The sequence below is a fragment of the Bdellovibrio reynosensis genome (assembly GCF_022814725.1).
GTDB classification, from domain to species: Bacteria; Bdellovibrionota; Bdellovibrionia; order Bdellovibrionales; family Bdellovibrionaceae; genus Bdellovibrio; species Bdellovibrio reynosensis.
Genome location: NZ_CP093442.1, coordinates 3028340 through 3045022, shown reverse-complemented (window position 1 = coordinate 3045022; position 16683 = coordinate 3028340). Strand labels below are relative to the sequence as shown.

Annotated in this window: 13 protein-coding genes; 4 read left to right on the top strand and 9 right to left on the bottom strand. The window is 43.8% G+C overall.

Annotation, left to right across the window (positions count from 1 at the left end; genetic code table 11):
- The first annotated feature begins 13 nt into the window (after nucleotides 1–13).
- Genes MNR06_RS14360 through MNR06_RS14345 form a run of 4 tightly spaced genes read left to right on the top strand, consistent with a single transcriptional unit; the run spans nucleotide 14 to nucleotide 3354 of the window.
- The gene (locus MNR06_RS14360) at nucleotides 14–916 is read left to right on the top strand and encodes a branched-chain amino acid ABC transporter permease (protein WP_243537055.1); all 903 of its coding nucleotides are present in this window, start codon (nucleotides 14–16) and stop codon (nucleotides 914–916) included.
- Entirely contained in the window at nucleotides 916–1887 is a 972-nt protein-coding gene (locus MNR06_RS14355; protein ID WP_243537054.1) for a branched-chain amino acid ABC transporter permease, read from the top strand. The genes MNR06_RS14360 and MNR06_RS14355 overlap by 1 nt, the downstream gene beginning before the upstream one ends.
- On the top strand, nucleotides 1868–2644 hold the full coding sequence (locus tag MNR06_RS14350; protein WP_243537053.1) for an ABC transporter ATP-binding protein: 777 nt from the start codon (nucleotides 1868–1870) through the stop codon (nucleotides 2642–2644). The genes MNR06_RS14355 and MNR06_RS14350 overlap by 20 nt, the downstream gene beginning before the upstream one ends.
- Nucleotides 2641–3354, top strand: a complete 714-nt coding sequence (locus tag MNR06_RS14345) for an ABC transporter ATP-binding protein (RefSeq protein WP_243537052.1) — start codon at nucleotides 2641–2643, stop codon at nucleotides 3352–3354. Before MNR06_RS14350 ends, MNR06_RS14345 begins: the two co-directional genes overlap by 4 nt.
- Here the strand turns inward: MNR06_RS14345 and MNR06_RS14340 are convergent.
- From MNR06_RS14340 to MNR06_RS14300, 9 genes are all read right to left on the bottom strand, one after another.
- Nucleotides 3339–3626, bottom strand: coding sequence for a DUF5985 family protein (locus tag MNR06_RS14340; protein ID WP_243537051.1), 288 nt, complete (start codon nucleotides 3624–3626; stop codon nucleotides 3339–3341). The genes MNR06_RS14345 and MNR06_RS14340 overlap by 16 nt on opposite strands.
- Entirely contained in the window at nucleotides 3626–3883 is a 258-nt protein-coding gene (locus tag MNR06_RS14335) for a DUF5985 family protein (protein ID WP_243537050.1), read from the bottom strand. The genes MNR06_RS14340 and MNR06_RS14335 overlap by 1 nt, the downstream gene beginning before the upstream one ends.
- A gap of 3 nt (nucleotides 3884–3886) precedes the next feature.
- Complete coding sequence (locus tag MNR06_RS14330; RefSeq protein WP_243537049.1) at nucleotides 3887–4180, bottom strand: hypothetical protein; 294 nt, start codon at nucleotides 4178–4180, stop codon at nucleotides 3887–3889.
- 70 nt (nucleotides 4181–4250) lie between these two features.
- Entirely contained in the window at nucleotides 4251–6302 is a 2052-nt protein-coding gene (locus tag MNR06_RS14325) for a response regulator (RefSeq protein ID WP_243537048.1), read from the bottom strand.
- Nucleotides 6303–6310: 8 nt separating this feature from the next.
- On the bottom strand, nucleotides 6311–11656 hold the full coding sequence (locus MNR06_RS14320) for a HAMP domain-containing protein (protein ID WP_407933225.1): 5346 nt from the start codon (nucleotides 11654–11656) through the stop codon (nucleotides 6311–6313).
- Between the two features lie 422 nt (nucleotides 11657–12078).
- A complete protein-coding gene (locus tag MNR06_RS14315; RefSeq protein WP_243537046.1) occupies nucleotides 12079–12882 on the bottom strand; it encodes an alpha/beta hydrolase in 804 nt (267 codons plus the stop codon).
- Nucleotides 12883–12887: 5 nt separating this feature from the next.
- Nucleotides 12888–14303, bottom strand: a complete 1416-nt coding sequence (locus MNR06_RS14310; RefSeq protein ID WP_243537045.1) for a sensor histidine kinase — start codon at nucleotides 14301–14303, stop codon at nucleotides 12888–12890.
- Nucleotides 14284–14958, bottom strand: coding sequence for a response regulator transcription factor (locus MNR06_RS14305; RefSeq protein ID WP_243537044.1), 675 nt, complete (start codon nucleotides 14956–14958; stop codon nucleotides 14284–14286). The genes MNR06_RS14310 and MNR06_RS14305 overlap by 20 nt, the downstream gene beginning before the upstream one ends.
- Nucleotides 14959–15331: 373 nt before the next feature.
- The gene (locus tag MNR06_RS14300; protein WP_243537043.1) at nucleotides 15332–16615 is read right to left on the bottom strand and encodes a flagellar hook protein FlgE; all 1284 of its coding nucleotides are present in this window, start codon (nucleotides 16613–16615) and stop codon (nucleotides 15332–15334) included.
- Nucleotides 16616–16683: the final 68 nt, after the last annotated feature.

Sequence of the window (16683 nt, the reverse complement as noted above, 5' to 3'; positions counted from 1 at the left end):
TAAGGAAATGTGCATGCATGATTTCATACAACATATAATCAATGGCATCAGTCTTGGTTCAATTTACGCTCTGATCGCCCTTGGTTACACGATGGTGTATGGAATCCTAAAAATGATCAATTTCGCCCACTCTGACGTGTACATGGTGGGCGCATTTGCCGCCTACTTCGCTGCCCGCCTTCTGAATATCGAAAACAATCCGGGCATCCTCACTTTAGTCATTCTTCTTATTGTTTCCATGGTCAGCTGCAGTCTTTTGGGACTTGCAATTGAACGCCTTGCCTATCGCCCGCTTCGTGGCGCGCCTAAATTAAACATTCTTATCACTGCCATTGGTGTCAGTTTATTTTTGCAATTCGGTGGACAGTTGGTTTTTGGCGCAGATCCAAAGGTTTTTCCTGATGTGATGAAAGACTTTGTTTTGTTCAACATCGGTCCGGTTGAATTAAAATCTTTCGATGTGACCGTTTTAGTAGTCAGCATCATTGCGATGTTTGGACTGCAGTTCTTAATTTATAACACCAAACTGGGTCGCGCCATGCGTGCGGTCAGCGCCAATGCCTCTGTCGCAAGTCTTTTAGGCGTAAACCCAGATCGTATCATCGCTTTCACTTTCATTGTGGGTTCATCACTTGCTGGTATCGGTAGCGTTCTTGTGGGGATGAAATATCCAAAGATCGAACCACTGATGGGCATGATGATCGGCCTAAAAGCTTTCGTTGCCGCCGTTCTTGGGGGCATCGGTAACGTGCGTGGCGCTGTTCTTGGTGCCCTTATCATGGGACTGTCTGAAGAAATGGTCGTGGCTTATTTATCCAGTACTTACCGCGATGCTTTGGCATTCGGAATCTTGATTGTTATTTTGATCTTTAAACCCGCAGGGCTTCTAGGCAAATACACAGTGGAGAAAGTCTAATGCATTTTTTAAAAAAGCCCCTTCTGTCTTTTTTGGGTCTGTGTGTTTTAGGGTTTCTATTTGATATCGGCTTAGACGCCTATTATCAGCTGATCATTTTATTTATTTTGGTGAACTGTTTAATGGCCATGAGTTTAAATCTTATCAACGGCTACACCGGACAGTTTTCTTTAGGTCATGCCGGTTTCATGGCGATCGGCGCTTACTTTTCTGCTTATGCAAATACCCATTGGGATATTTTGCCGCCGACAGTGCAATTCCTTGAATACTTTATTTACGCCCTTTGCGGAGGAGCCTTAGCCGCCGCCGCAGGTTTTTTAGTGGGCCTTCCGTCGTTACGTTTAAAAGGTGATTACCTCGCTATCGTGACTTTGGGATTTGGTGAGATCATTCGCGTGGCTTTATTAAATATGGATTTCCTAGGCGGACCGCGCGGCTATGCGAATATCCCAGGCTTTGGCTCTTTCTTGTTTTCATTTATTTTCGCCAGCGTCTGGATCGTAATTTGTTTCTTCACCATCTGGAGAGTCATGCACTCTACTTTCGGTCGCGGTTTCTTAAGCGTGCGCGAAGATGAAATCGCCGCTGAATCGATGGGTATTAACACCACACGAATGAAAGTTCGCGCTTTCGTTCTATCAAGCTTTTTTGCGGGCGTAGCGGGATCTTTGTTTGCGCACTTTACGAACTTTATCAATCCGTCTTCTTTCACCTTCCTGCAAAGTGTGAATGCCGTGATTATGGTTGTTCTTGGGGGCATGGGTTCCATGACCGGAGTCATCGTCGCTGCCGCCTTAGTTACTATTTTGCCTGAAGCCCTTCGCCCCTTGCAGGAACTGACCGGTGTAGATTTGCGCATGATTATTTATTCTTTGTCTTTGGTTTTAGTGATGATCTTGCGCCCTAAAGGACTTTTCGGCGACATGGAACTTTCAGATGTATGGAGAAAATATGTCCGACGTTCTGCTTGAGGCAAAAACCATCACCATGCAGTTTGGCGGTTTAAAAGCCGTCTGTGCGTTGGATTTCAAAGTTCACCGTGGGCAGCTTGCTGGTCTTATCGGACCAAACGGTGCAGGCAAGACCACAGTATTCAATATGCTGACTGGCGTTTATCAACCCACCCAAGGCGAAGTGATTTTAGAAGGCCAGTCCCTGAAGGGTTTAAAACCCTATGAAATTTCAAAGCGGGGCATGGCCAGAACTTTTCAAAACATCCGCCTTTTTAAGGGTCTGACTGTTTTAGATAACGTGTTGATCGCTGGCCATCAGCACATGAAATATATGATGGTTGATTCCATCTTGCAAACTCAGCGTTTTGTGAAAACAGAACAAGAGCTGCAAGAAAAGTGCATGAACTTACTTAAGATCTTTCACTTGGAAGAAAAAGCCCATAAGCCTGCAAACAGCCTTCCTTACGGTGAACAGCGCAAGCTTGAAATCGTCAGAGCTTTAGCAACAGATCCAAAGATTATTCTGTTAGATGAACCCGCAGCGGGAATGAATCACTCTGAAACCCACCATCTGATGGAAACCATCGCAAAAATTCGTGAACAATTTAAACTTACAGTTCTTTTAATCGAACACGATATGAAGCTTGTAATGGGAATTTGTGAAAACATTTTCGTGTTAGATCACGGCGTGAAAATCGAAGAAGGCACCCCAGAACAAGTGCAAGGTTCTAAAAAAGTAATCGAAGCTTACCTGGGTGTTGAGGAGCATGCATGAGTGCGCCACTTTTAACAGTTGAAAACCTGGAAGTATTTTACGGCGCCATTCAAGCCCTTAAAGGTGTCAGCTTCACAGTTCATGAAGGTGAAATCGTTTCATTGATTGGCGCTAACGGAGCTGGCAAAACCACGACGTTAAGAGCGATCTCTGGCTTGGTTCCAAACATTGGTCAGATTTCTTTTGCCGGTGAAAACTTAAACTCCGTTCCCACTTTTAAACGGGTCAGCCTTGGCATCGCCCAGTCCCCCGAGGGCCGCGGCGTATTCCCACAAATGAGTGTTCTTGAAAATCTAGAGATGGGCGCCTATTCCCGCAAAGACAAGGCGCAAATCAAAGCGGACTTTGAGATGTGCTATCAGCTTTTCCCACGCCTTAAAGAACGACTGCACCAAATGGCAGGGACTTTATCGGGTGGCGAACAACAGATGCTGGCAATCAGCCGTGCGCTGATCTGCCGTCCGAAATTGTTATTGCTGGATGAGCCTTCATTAGGCTTAGCACCAATCATCGTTGCGCAAATTTTTGAGATTATTAAAAAACTGAATGCCGAAGGTATGACTATTTTGCTAGTAGAACAAAACGCGCGTATGGCTTTAAAAATTTCCCATCGCGCTTATGTTTTGGAAACCGGCCGAGTCGTTATGCAGGACTCAGCCCAAAATCTTTTGAACAACGACGAGGTCAGAAAATCCTATCTTGGTGTATAGGCTTTTTTGACCCGGTTCTTTTCAACCACCGCCATAATAATTCCCATAAACGCAACTAGCCGAATGAGGAATACCCAAGTGTGGGCCTCGTTTTCAGCATTGATGAAAAGAAAAATACAGCGCTCAATGGCCAACAATAGAAATGATGCAGAAAAATGAGCAAAAAACTTATCACGGGTTTTCAGCCAAAATCGCGCAAAGAAAAGACTTATGATGAGGAAATTCATCATAACAGCACCATAAACGAACTGATTTACAAGATTAATCTGCATTAAATAGTCTCCTCGATCAGGCCATACACAAGAAGACTTGTCGCTGCCAAAATTGTTAGAGAGCGCACCAGGCTCAAGTCATACAGATCACCAATGTGATAATCCACCGACAACAAGAAGTTGTTCCAAGCGATCCCAACAAAACACAGACTGCTCCAGAAAAGCAGGCGGGTCCTATTATTTTTATAAGCGCGCATTAGCACAAAAGCGCATCCCAAACTCATCAATGAGCATAAAATATAAACGATAGAAGCCATTCTTCAGTCCTTTTTAATTTTGAAGGCATCGGCAAAGCCACGAATGCTATCAATAGGTTGGGAGTATATGCAGTTAATCACCGAAGGACGGTGAAGATTGTAGTATTCTTCGAGCTGATCAACCATGGGCTTGTATGGAGATTCAGAATGATATTTATAACAAACGTCGTCCGTGGGATTAATGAAGCCTTTATAGGCCAGGAAAGCTAATTGCGAGGCTGCATAATCTACGTTAGTGCGCATTTCCTTACTAAGGTCACGCGCACTCCACTCCCTATCTGGGTTTTGCTTCATCATCAAAAGCATCTCCAGAAGGGCCACAGAATGAACATTCTGTTTTATAAATTCATATACATCGTCTGGAATCTTAGTGGACACGCTCTTCACCTACAAATCTCATTTCAGACCGCAGGTCCAAAAGCAGTTCCACCAACTCATTAAACTGAATAGGCTTAGTTATATGTTCATCACAGCCGGCTTCAATACTGCGATCTTTTTCTTCGGGCAGAGCATGGGCCGTTAAGGCAATGATCAGTCCATCATAACCCTTATCACGCAGTTGACGAGTCGCCTCGTAGCCGTCGATATGTGGCATCTGCACGTCCATCAAAATAACGTCGTAATAATTCGATGAAGCTTTTTCGATGGCTTCAATTCCATCGCTGGCGATTTCTACGTCTGCACCTGCGATATTTAAGAAATGCAACATCAAGGCTTGGTTGTCGGCAACGTCTTCCACCAAAAGAATTTTCATTCCGTGCAGACGGTTGTCCATCTTAATGCTTTTTCCGCCGCGGCTTGAAATATTGAATTCAAGATTTTCCAAGAAAGGGGCTTCTTTAGTTGAAGTCGTTTCAATTTCAATCATGAAGTGGCTGCCTTTGCCAGACTCAGAAGCGATCAATTTAATATCGCCACCTAATGCTCTAGCTAATTCGCGAGAAAGCGAAAGACCCAAACCAGTTCCACCGAACTTTCTGGTTGTAGAAGCATCTTCCTGAACAAAAGGTTTAAATAAGCGTTCGACGTTTTCAGGCTTGATTCCTACACCCGTATCGATCACGTGGATGTGTAAAAGGCTACGGCCGTTTTGCCCCTGATCCGGAAGCCATTCCACACTGATAGTGACACTTCCATGCGGAGTAAACTTAATCGCATTACCAATCAGGTTATTCATAATCTGACGAAGACGAGTCGGATCACATTTAATGAACCTTGGAATTGGCGAACGCAGATTAAACTTTAATTCAATGCCACGATCTTTTGCCGGTAATTGCATCAAGGCATTGGTATCAGATAAAAGCGTCGCGAAATTAACGTCGATATTTTCTATCGTCATCATTCCTGATTCGACTTTAGAAATATCTAAGATTTCGTCGATAATTTTTAAAAGGTGACCCGCATTTCTTTGGACCGTGTGAATGCATTGAGTGCGCTTTTCGTGTGTCTGATTGCTATCAAGCATCAGTTCCGTGAAACCTAAGATCACGTTCATCGGAGTTCTTATTTCGTGGCTCATGTTTGCTAGGAAACTTGTTTTCGCACGATTGGCAGCTTTTGCTTCCCGTTCTGCTGTGACCAACCGGATTTCCGTCATCTTCCGGTCGTGAATATCAGTACAAGTACCTAACCAGTTCATGATTTGCCCAGCAGAGTTCAGCTCGGCAACAGCTTTAATCCAGAACCAACGATAGTTACCATCTTTGTCGATAATTCGGCATTCCGATTCAAACGCACATCCCTCAGTCATGGCACCAAGCCAAAGCTTTAGAAAGTTTTTTAAATCATCGTGATGCATGGCTAGCTGCCATCCTGATCCCACGCTGGCTTCTTGCGAAAAACCTGTGTAGCTAGACCAAAATTCATTGAAGTATTCCATGCCGCCATCCGCTTTTGCTCTCCATACTACATGGGGAATCGCATTGGCTAGATTGCGGTAACGTTTTAAGCTTTCAAGTTCAAGTTCGGTTAAGCGCAAATATCTTTCACGACGTTCGCTTTCGCGAATGATTTCGGTTTGTTCTCTAAGACGTTGAGCTTTGCGATAAAGATCCGCAAAAACCTGAACTTTGGATCTTAAAATCTGCGGCTCAAAAGGTTTAAAAATGTAATCGACACCACCGACTTCGTAACCCTTGTAAATGTACTGATCATCTTTGTTAATAGCAGTGACAAAGATAATCGGGCGAAGTTTATAGCGGGGATGCTGACGAATTCTTGAAGCCGTTTCGAAACCATCCATGCCCGGCATTTGCACATCAAGCAAAATCAACCCGAAATCATAGTGATCAAGTAAATCTAGGGCTTCTTGCCCTGATTGAGCTTTTACTAACGTGATATCCGGCTGATTTAAGACGGCTTCAAGTGCGATCAAGCCGTCTATTCTATCGTCTACTATTAAAACATCGACATTAGACATAAACATTCCTAGTTCACAGTCAATGTGACTTTAGAATTAAGCCAGTTATACATCACTGATAACAGATGGCCTTCATCCACAGGTTTTGTGACATAGTCGGAAGCTCCCGCCGCCAGACATTTTTCACGATCGCCTTTCATCGCTTTAGCAGTCAAAGAGATGATCGGCAGATCTTCGAAACCTGGTAATTGACGAATAGCTGAAGTTGCTTCCAACCCATCCATTTCTGGCATCATGGTATCCATCAACACCAGGTCGGTATCAGGATTTTCAATCAACGTATTCACACCTTGACTGCCGTTTTCAGCAAAGATCACTTCCATTCCACGCATTTTTAGAACGCTAGAAAGTGCGAAGACGTTTCGAACGTCGTCATCAACGATGAGGATTTTTCTACCGGTAAAGTCAGCTCCTTCGGGAAGCTTCGACGTGTACTGCAACTCTGCTTTTGATTCTTTAGCGGAAAATTGATCTAAATTTGTGTACTTCACTGGCAAGTAAAGACTGAATGTACTTCCTTCACCTGGTGAACTTTCAACTTCGATCAATCCACCTAATAGACGCGCAATTTCCCGGCTGATTGTTAAACCAAGTCCAGTACCACCGTATTTACGGCTGGTCGTACCATCGGCCTGTTGGAACGCTTCGAAAATTAGCTTTTGTTTTTCAAGCGGAATACCAATACCTGTGTCAGTCACTTTGAATGCAATAAGATCCGGATGAGATTTTTCAGTCGTAATCTGCAGTTTCACTTCACCACGATCAGTGAATTTGAATGCATTAGACAATAGGTTTTTCAGAATCTGATGAAGTCTGTTTTCATCCGAAATCAATGTTTTCGGAAGATTTGCATCCATCTCGATAGTGAAATCCAAGCCTTTGTGTTCTGCCACCGGTCTGAAAGTTTGGTCGATGTATTCGCGAATCTCATTTAAGTGAACGGACTTAGGCGCAATAGGCATTTTGCCAGCTTCCACTTTTGAAAGATCCAGGATTTCGTTGATCAAAGCTAACAAGTCTTGACCTGCTGAATGGACTGTCGAAGCAAACTTCACTTGTTCTGTGCTTAAGTTTTTATCGCGGTTGTCAGCCAATGTCTTAGACAGGATCAACAAGCTATTCAGTGGCGTGCGCAGCTCATGGGACATATTTGCCAGGAACTCTGACTTATACTTAGAAATCAGTGAAAGTTGTTCTGCTTTTTCTTCTAGGGATCTAGAAGCAAGTTCCACCTCTTGGTTTTTCACTTCAAGAAGTTTTGCTTTATCTTCTAGTTCTTTTGCTTGCGCTTCAAGTTCCGCATTTGAACGTTTCAGTTCTTGCAGAAGTTGTTCAGTACGCATGCTTGAAGAAATCATGTTCAAGATAACGCCGATGGAATCCATCAACTGATCCAAGAAGTTGATATAGTTCTGACTGAAAGGCACTAGTGATGCCAATTCAATCACCGCTTTCAATTCACCCTCGAACAGGACCGGAAGCACGATAATGCTGCGTGGTTTTTCTTCGAAAGTGCTTGAGCTGATGACGATATAATCGTCTGGCGTACTAGTTAACAAGATACGTTTTTTCTCAAACGCACATTGACCCACCAGGCCTTCTTTAAGGCGATACTTATTAGAAACGTGCTTTCTTTCCGTGAAGGCATAGCTAGCGATAAGATTCAGAGATGGCTCCCCTTTATCATCGCTATCAACCATAAAGAAGGTGCCTTGGCGGGCCCCAACTAGTGGAGTCAATTCAGACATGATCAACTGAGCCACTGAAGTAATACTTCTTTGACCTTGCATCATACCCGAAAACTTAGCGAGGTTGGTTTTCAACCAGTCCTGCTCATTATTTTTCTGTGTGGTATCTTTAAGATTCGCGATCATCTGATTGATATTTTCAGATAACGCTGCCACTTCGCCTTCAGCTTCAACCGTGATTGAACGAGTTAAGTCCCCTTTTGTTACCGCCGTAGATACTTCTGCGATGGCACGAACTTGCGTCGTTAAGTTTCCGGCAAGCTGATTCACGTTGTCGGTTAAGTCTTTCCACGTACCAGATGCACCCGGTACGCTTGCTTGACCGCCCAGTTTACCTTCGATTCCCACTTCGCGGGCAACCGTCGTTACCTGGTCAGAGAAAGTACGAAGAGTGTCGGTCATAGAGTTGATGGTTTCAGCTAGGGCCGCAACTTCCCCTTTTGCTTCAAGGACGAATTTTTGATTCAAGTCACCATCCGCAACCGCAGTTACGACTTTGATGATACCACGTACTTGCGTCGTTAAGTTTGACGCCATGATATTTACATTGTCTGTTAAGTCTTTCCAAGTTCCCGCAACACCGGGCACGTGGGCTTGGGCACCCAGTTTACCTTCGATACCTACTTCACGAGCAACTGTAGTTACTTGATCCGCGAATGTACGAAGCGTGTCAGTCATAGAGTTGATGGTTTCAGCTAATGCTGCCACTTCCCCTTTTGCTTCAAGAACGAATTTTTGATTTAAGTCACCGTTTGCTACGGCAGTTACGACCTTAACGATACCACGCACTTGCATCGTTAAGTTTGATGCCATGATGTTTACGTTATCAGTTAAGTCTTTCCAAGTACCAGAAACACCACGCACTTCCGCTTGTCCACCTAATTTACCTTCAGTACCAACCTCTTTCGCAACACGAGTCACCTCGCCCGCGAATGTGTTTAACTGATCCACCATCGTATTGATCGTGTTTTTAAGTTCTAGAATTTCACCTTTGGCATCAACCGTGATTTTTTGTGATAAGTCCCCAGTCGCAACCGCAGTGGTTACTTTTGCGATGTTACGAACTTGGGCAGTTAAGTTACCCGCTAGACCGTTTACGTTATCGGTTAAATCTTTCCATGTACCAGAAACACCGCGAACTTCAGCTTGTCCGCCTAGTTTTCCTTCAGTACCTACTTCCTTCGCCACACGAGTTACCTCGGCAGCAAATGAGTTTAACTGATCCACCATGACGTTGATGGTATTTTTAAGTTCAAGGATTTCGCCTTTGGCATCAACCGTGATTTTTTGTGACAAGTCACCTTTTGCTACGGCTGTTGTTACTTTTGCGATGTTACGAACTTGGTCGGTTAAGTTACCAGCTAAGCTATTTACGTTATCAGTTAAGTCTTTCCAGGTACCAGAAACCCCTTTTACATCGGCCTGTCCACCTAGTTTTCCTTCAGTACCTACGTCTTTTGCCACACGAGACACCTCGGCAGCGAATGAGTTCAACTGATCCACCATGACGTTGATGGTATTTTTTAATTCGAAGATTTCACCTTTGGCATCAACGGTGATCTTTTGTGACAAGTCGCCCTTCGCAACCGCTGTTGTTACTTTCGCGATGTTACGTACTTGGGCAGTTAAGTTACCGGCAAGACCATTCACGTTATCCGTTAAGTCTTTCCAAGTTCCAGAAACCCCTTTTACTTCCGCTTGTCCACCTAGTTTTCCTTCAGTACCAACCTCTTTTGCCACACGAGTCACCTCGGCTGCGAACGAGTTCAACTGATCCACCATGATGTTGATGGTATTTTTAAGTTCTAAGATTTCGCCTTTCGCATCAACAGTGATCTTCTGGGATAAGTCACCTTTTGCAACGGCTGTTGTTACTTTTGCGATGTTACGTACTTGGGCTGTTAAGTTACCGGCAAGACCATTCACGTTATCAGTTAAGTCTTTCCAAGTTCCAGAAACTCCGCGAACTTCTGCTTGTCCACCCAGTTTACCTTCAGTACCTACCTCTTTTGCCACACGAGTTACCTCGGCCGCGAACGAGTTTAACTGATCCACCATCGTATTGATGGTGTCTTTCAGTTCAAGGATCTCACCTTTGGCATCAACCGTGATTTTTTGTGATAAGTCGCCCGTCGCAACCGCAGTCGTTACTTTTGCGATGTTACGAACTTGGGCTGTTAAGTTTCCTGCTAGACCGTTAACGTTGTCTGTTAAATCTTTCCAAGTACCAGACACACCTTTTACGTCGGCTTGTCCGCCCAGTTTACCTTCAGTACCTACCTCTTTCGCCACACGAGTTACCTCTGCTGCGAATGAACGAAGTGTATCCACCATTGTATTGATGGTGTCTTTTAGTTCTAAGATTTCACCTTTGGCATCAACCGTAATTTTTTGTGATAAGTCGCCGTTTGCAACCGCAGTTGTTACTTTTGCGATGTTTCGTACTTGCGCTGTTAAGTTATTCGCAAGACCGTTTACGTTGTCGGTTAAGTCTTTCCAAGTACCAGACACGCCTTTTACGTCTGCCTGACCACCAAGACGACCTTCAGTACCCACCTCTTTTGCCACACGAGTTACCTCGGCTGCGAATGAACGAAGTTGGTCCACCATGACGTTGATTGTATTTTTAAGTTCTAAGATCTCACCGCGGGCATCAACCGTGATTTTTTGAGATAAGTCACCGTTTGCTACGGCAGTTGTTACCTTCGCGATGTTACGAACTTGCGCTGTTAAATTATTCGCAAGACCGTTTACGTTATCCGTTAAGTCTTTCCAGGTACCAGAGACCCCTTTTACGTCCGCCTGCCCCCCCAGACGACCTTCAGTACCAACCTCTTTTGCCACACGAGTTACCTCGGCTGCGAATGATGAAAGCTGATCCACCATGACGTTGATAGTGTTCTTAAGTTCGAAGATCTCGCCCTTAGCATCAACCGTAATTTTTTGTGACAAGTCACCTTTCGCAACGGCTGTGGTTACTTTTGCGATGTTACGTACCTGGTCCGTCAAGTTGCCGGCTAGGTTGTTCACGTTATCAGTTAAGTCTCTCCAGATACCGCTGGCACCGCGAACGTCTGCTTGTCCGCCGAGCTTTCCTTCAGTACCTACCTCTTTCGCAACACGCGTTACCTCAGAGGCGAATGAATTCAGCTGATCCACCATCAGATTTACCGTGGTACCGATACGCAGGAATTCCCCTTTTACCGTACGGCCATCGATTTCTAGGGACATTTTTTGTGACAAGTCTCCCTTTGCCACCGAGGTGATTACGCGGGCAACCTCTTGAGTTGGTTGCACCAGATCCCCGATCAGAAGATTCACAGAGTCCACGCTTGTCGACCAAGCGCCCTTGACCGAACCCATGGAGACACGTTCGTTCATTCGACCTTCTTGACCTACTGTGGAACGAACACGGACAAATTCGTTGGCCATGTTTTCGTTCAGTTCAATGATGTCGTTTAGAACTTCTCCGATTTCGGCGATGATTCCTTCATTTTCCACAGGCATTCGCACACTGAAATCACCGCGACGCACAGCTTTCACTGTGAACAGAAGCTGTCTTAACTGTTCTTTAGATTCAGACGTTGGTTTTAAATTGGCTTGAATGGCGTTAAACGCCTTTGCTTTCAATTTTTTTGCAGGAACGGTTTGCACGACTACATCAGTATCAGATTTCGCCACAGGGAGCCTCCATGAGGCTTATCGCTTAACATCCCTCTATATAGATGCAGAAAACAAAATACTTTGATGGGAAAACAGAATGAAAAACTGCGGCATTACCAAAGCATCATTTGAATACATCGTACCGTTGGGCAGGTGCTACTTGATAAAAGTAAACTCAGATATTTCAGTTAAGTTTTAGTGAATCGGGAAAAAATTTAACTTAACCGATGTCCTCAATGTAAAAGAATTTTTATCTTGAAGTTTTTTTTGTTTAAAAAAAGTCTGTCATTTGAAACAGAGCTGCAAACTTTAATGACCGAATTATTTTTTGAAGGCCTCTACAGGACAGAGCAGCAATGGTGCTTTTAAAGAGTCTGTAAAAAGCCATTCACTTCGTCCCAATATTCTTCAAAATCCGAAAGATTGTTATGATCGCCACCTTGGATCGTCACAAATTTTAAAGCTTGGGCCGTAGGAACTTGGGAAAGCTTTAGCCCTTGAGAATAAGGTACAATCGAATCCTCCGTACCGTGCAGAATAAGTATTTTACCTTGTGATAACGACAGCCATTCATCGGATCTAAACGCATACCGAATTAAGAACGAAGGCACTTGTGGGAAAAGTATTTTTGCCAATTCAATTCCACTATAAAATGGAGTTTCTAAAATCACTCCATCACAAGGATTTTTCGCTGCTAAGAACGTGGCAACGCCACTGCCAATAGAACGACCGAAAATCACCATCTTCGTAGAAATATTTTCGGTCACGTGATTGATGAACAGTTGACCAACATTGCGTAAATCTTCTTCAGACTTAACTCGTCCTTGGCTTTTGCCATAACCGGGGTAATCAATAACAACAATGTCCCAAGAGGTTTTTGCTGCGAATTCTTCGCCAAAGTAACCCCAAGAATCCAGGGCACCCGCATTGCCGTGGAAAAAGAAAACAATTCCCTTAGATTCCCCTGGTGCCTTAAAACGAAGGGCATAGACGTCTTTTTTGTCGTAAGTAAGTTTTATTTCTTCAGGGGAGCTTGCAAAAGAATACTTATAATCTTCGGGCAAAACCGTAGGGAAAAAGATCAAGCGTTCTTGATAATAGTAAATCCCCGCTGCAAAAAGAGCGAGGACTAGTAAGATAAGAAGTGCGATCTTTAAAATGAACCCCATGGAACTTAAGACATTTTCTGAAGAAGGATTTCAAACTCAGTGCCGCGACCGTCTTTAACCGGGCTTTTCACTGAGGCTTTTCCGTCATGGGCTTCAACCACTGCTTTGACGAAAGTTAAGCCTAAACCCATGCCATATTCTGTGCGGCTCTTATCGCTGCGATAAAGTTTTTGCCAAATCATCGTGTGCTCATCCGGTGAAATCCCTGGGCCCGTATCGGTGACTCTTAAGATGACGTTTTCAGTCTGATTGATAGTCTCAATCGTCACTTCGCCACCTTCTGGAGTGTACTTGTGGGCATTATCCAAAAGATTTGCGATCACGCGGCTGATAAGACGCGCATCCACCATGGCCCAGTCATGACTATCTAACTTCTTAATGACCTTGATGTTTTTTTCTTCAAAAGCCATTTCATACAAATCCATGATCTCGTTCACCAGATCACTGATGAACTTCTTTTCAAGTTTCAGTTTTTTACTGCGGTTTTCTGCCTCAGTAATATCTGTTAAAACTTGCAGGAAGTTCAAAATCTTATCTGAGTTTTCAAAGCAGCTTTGCAAAGCTTCACGATAAGTATCCGCATCAGAGTCAGCCATAAGAGCAAGCTCTGCTCTGCCACGCAGTCTTGTTACTGGAGTTCGAATATCATGGGCTAAATGGTCAAAGGCTTCGCGAAGACCGTTCACCAGGCCTTCAATCTTATCGAGCATCTTATTATTTAGAATTTTCAGCTCTTCAAGTTCGTCATCACCGCCGCCAATTGGAACACGCGTTGATAAAGACCCACTTTCAATCTTCTTCATTGACGTAAGAAGCTCGCGGACTGGTGTCAGAGTTTTATTAGAAAGAAATAAACCACCCAGGAATCCGACAAGTGCAACTGGGAACAAGATCCACCAGAACACTCTTTGAATATTGCGAAGTTGTTGGCCCATAGCCACAGTACTTTTACTGACAGCTAAATAGTTTCCATCCTTAAGCTGCTTACCCAATACGAAGATTGGAGTGTCGGCACCTTCCTCAGCGATGGTAAAATGAAACGTGTTGTTCGTTTGATTCAGAACTTCCGTTCTTAAAGCATCGATATCTATTTTAAAGACATGGGCTTCAGGCTCATGAATAAAAAGCAACTCCCCGCGCGGAGAAAGCAATGCCACCAACAGAGCATGATCATGATCATCGTTGGGAACTTTTTTAAAATAATCTTCTAGATTTTTTGTGCCTTGGCTCTCTACACGACTGCTGTATTCAGCTAGGTTTGCACCAAGCAAAGCCAGTTCTTGATCTTCAAAAGTGCTATAAATTTGAAAGTAAAGAAAGCTGAAGATGATCGTTGAACTAAGAATCAGCACTAAAGAGTACGCGAGCGTCAGTTTAGTGCTGATTCTGAAGAGAGTCGGCTTAAGACGACTTAAGAACATATCCTACACCTCTGACCGTATAAATAAGTCGTGTAGGGAAATCTTTTTCCAATTTGTTGCGCAAACGACATACTAAAACGTCTACCACGTTTGTTTGCGGATCGAAATCATAATTCCAAACTTCTTTTAGAATAGTTTGTTTTCCGATGATCTTGTTGGGATTGCTCATGAATAAATCAAGAAGAACGAATTCTCTTTCTTGAAGATCCAATTTGCGACCGGCACGAACGACATCACGATTTAAACGATTCAATTTCAAATCTTGGAAAACCAACTGAGTAACTTCAGAAGCCTTCTGCGCGCGCTTTAACAAATTCTTTACGCGAATTTGCAACTCTGCCATTGCGAAAGGTTTTGTAAGGTAATCATCGCCACCCATGCTTAGACCTTTAAGACGGTCATCAAGTTCGCGTAGGGCGCTAAGAATTAGGATCGGTGTGTTTACTTCTTTTTCACGCAAAGATTTGGCGAAAGTGTAACCGTCCATTTCAGGAAGCATTAAATCTAATACAATAATATCGTACTGATTTGTAAGAGCGCGTTCGTAAGCGCGACGACCGTTGGATTCAACTTCCACGTCGCCTTCAAGCTCGCCCAATCCTTGTTTCACAATCGTTGCGATCTCGTTATCGTCTTCTACAACTAAGCATCTCATTGCAGTATCCCCCATTACGTACAGTTAATTCGTGGGCCCAGCATATATCAGGTTTGTTTTAAAACAGAAGCCACAAATTTAATTATACCCACTAAACAGACCTTTATTACACACTTTTAATAGCAAGCCCCTCTAGAATTGCAAAGATGAAACACCAACCCTCCACATAGGCGCTTGACACCCTAACACTAGTTACAAATCAGGCAAAAATGCAAAAAAATCGTCTCAAACGGGGTCGTTAAAAATCTTTGATTTCAAAGCGAAAAGCTAACAGCAAAAAATAGCAATCTTCTCTATGGGAACCAAAAAAAAACAGGCTCCCGGGTCAGAGGAGCCTGTTCGACATGGTATTAGGATTTAGAACTAGGAACTATTAGCGTTTCAACTGAATCACTTCGTTAAGAAGTTCATCTGTCGTCGTGATTGTCTTCGCATTCGCTTGGAAACCACGTTGGTTTTGGATCATGTTTACGAACTCTGTCGCAAGGTCCACTGTCGATCTTTCTAAAGATTTAGCGAACAATTTACCGCGACCAGCAGCGCCTGGAGCACCCATAGAAGCTGCACCTGACTCACGAGATTCTTTCAAACGGTTGTTACCAACTTTGAACATCGCTTCTGGATTTTCGAATTTCGCAAGAGCGATTTGCGCTAAGTCAGCAGCTTGTCCGTTCGAATAAACCGCTGTCAAAGTACCTTCGTCATTGAATGAAAGACCAGTGATAGTACCGGCAGCCGCACCATCTTGATTCCAAGAAATCAAGTCAGAGTTTTTACCGTATTGTTTTGTACCATCAAGACCTTTACCGCCGTCTTTAATCGCGTCACCGAAGTTCAATTTCACTTGTTGGCCTTGAAGAGCACCACCCGCGAAGTTGAAATTAGAATCAGTTGTCTCTTGGCTGTCTAATTTACCGTCAACAGTAAATTTCAATTTACCAGCGCATACTTGAGACATCATGCCTTCTTCGCCACCGGTAACTTCTTTACCGTCAACCAAACCTTTGAATTCCCATTCACGGTCAGCAGTTTTATTGAAGAAGAAGCTAACAAGGTGTTTGTTACCTTGAGAGTCATACATCTCAACACCAGTAGAATAGTGCGAAGTTGAATATGGATCTTTGATATCGAACTTCTTAGTCGCTTCCATGCGCGAATCCAAGTTCAGATCCATTTTGATTTCTTTTGTACCTTTCGCTGGAACTAGAGCGCGAGGGAATTTGATATCAGTCATTTTGTTAACGATATTGCCCTTTTCGTCTGCCGCGAAACCTTGAACTTTTTGATTGTCGTTAGTTACTAGGTAACCTTCTTTATCAAAGTGGAAAGAACCGTCACGAGTGTAAGACTCGCCATCAGAACCTTTAACTTTGAAGTAACCGTCACCAGAGATAGCTAGGTCCGTTACTTTTTCAGTAGCATCTACGTTACCTTGAGAAAGGATTGGGTTTACTGCACCGATCTTCACACCACGACCGATTTGGTTACCACCAAGAATACCTTTTAAGTTTTTAGAAATAATATCTTGGAATTCTGCACGGCTGGCTTTGAAACCAATCGTGTTAGCGTTGGCGATATTGTCCCCGATAACTCCCAAGGCTTCGCCTTGCGCAGTCATACCAGACACACCCGTGTAAAGAGATGAAAGAATACCCATGTGACCTCCATGTCGTTGACGTCTTCAATCGGAATCCGTCGTTTGGAGGGCCTCCTCTGCGAGGACCA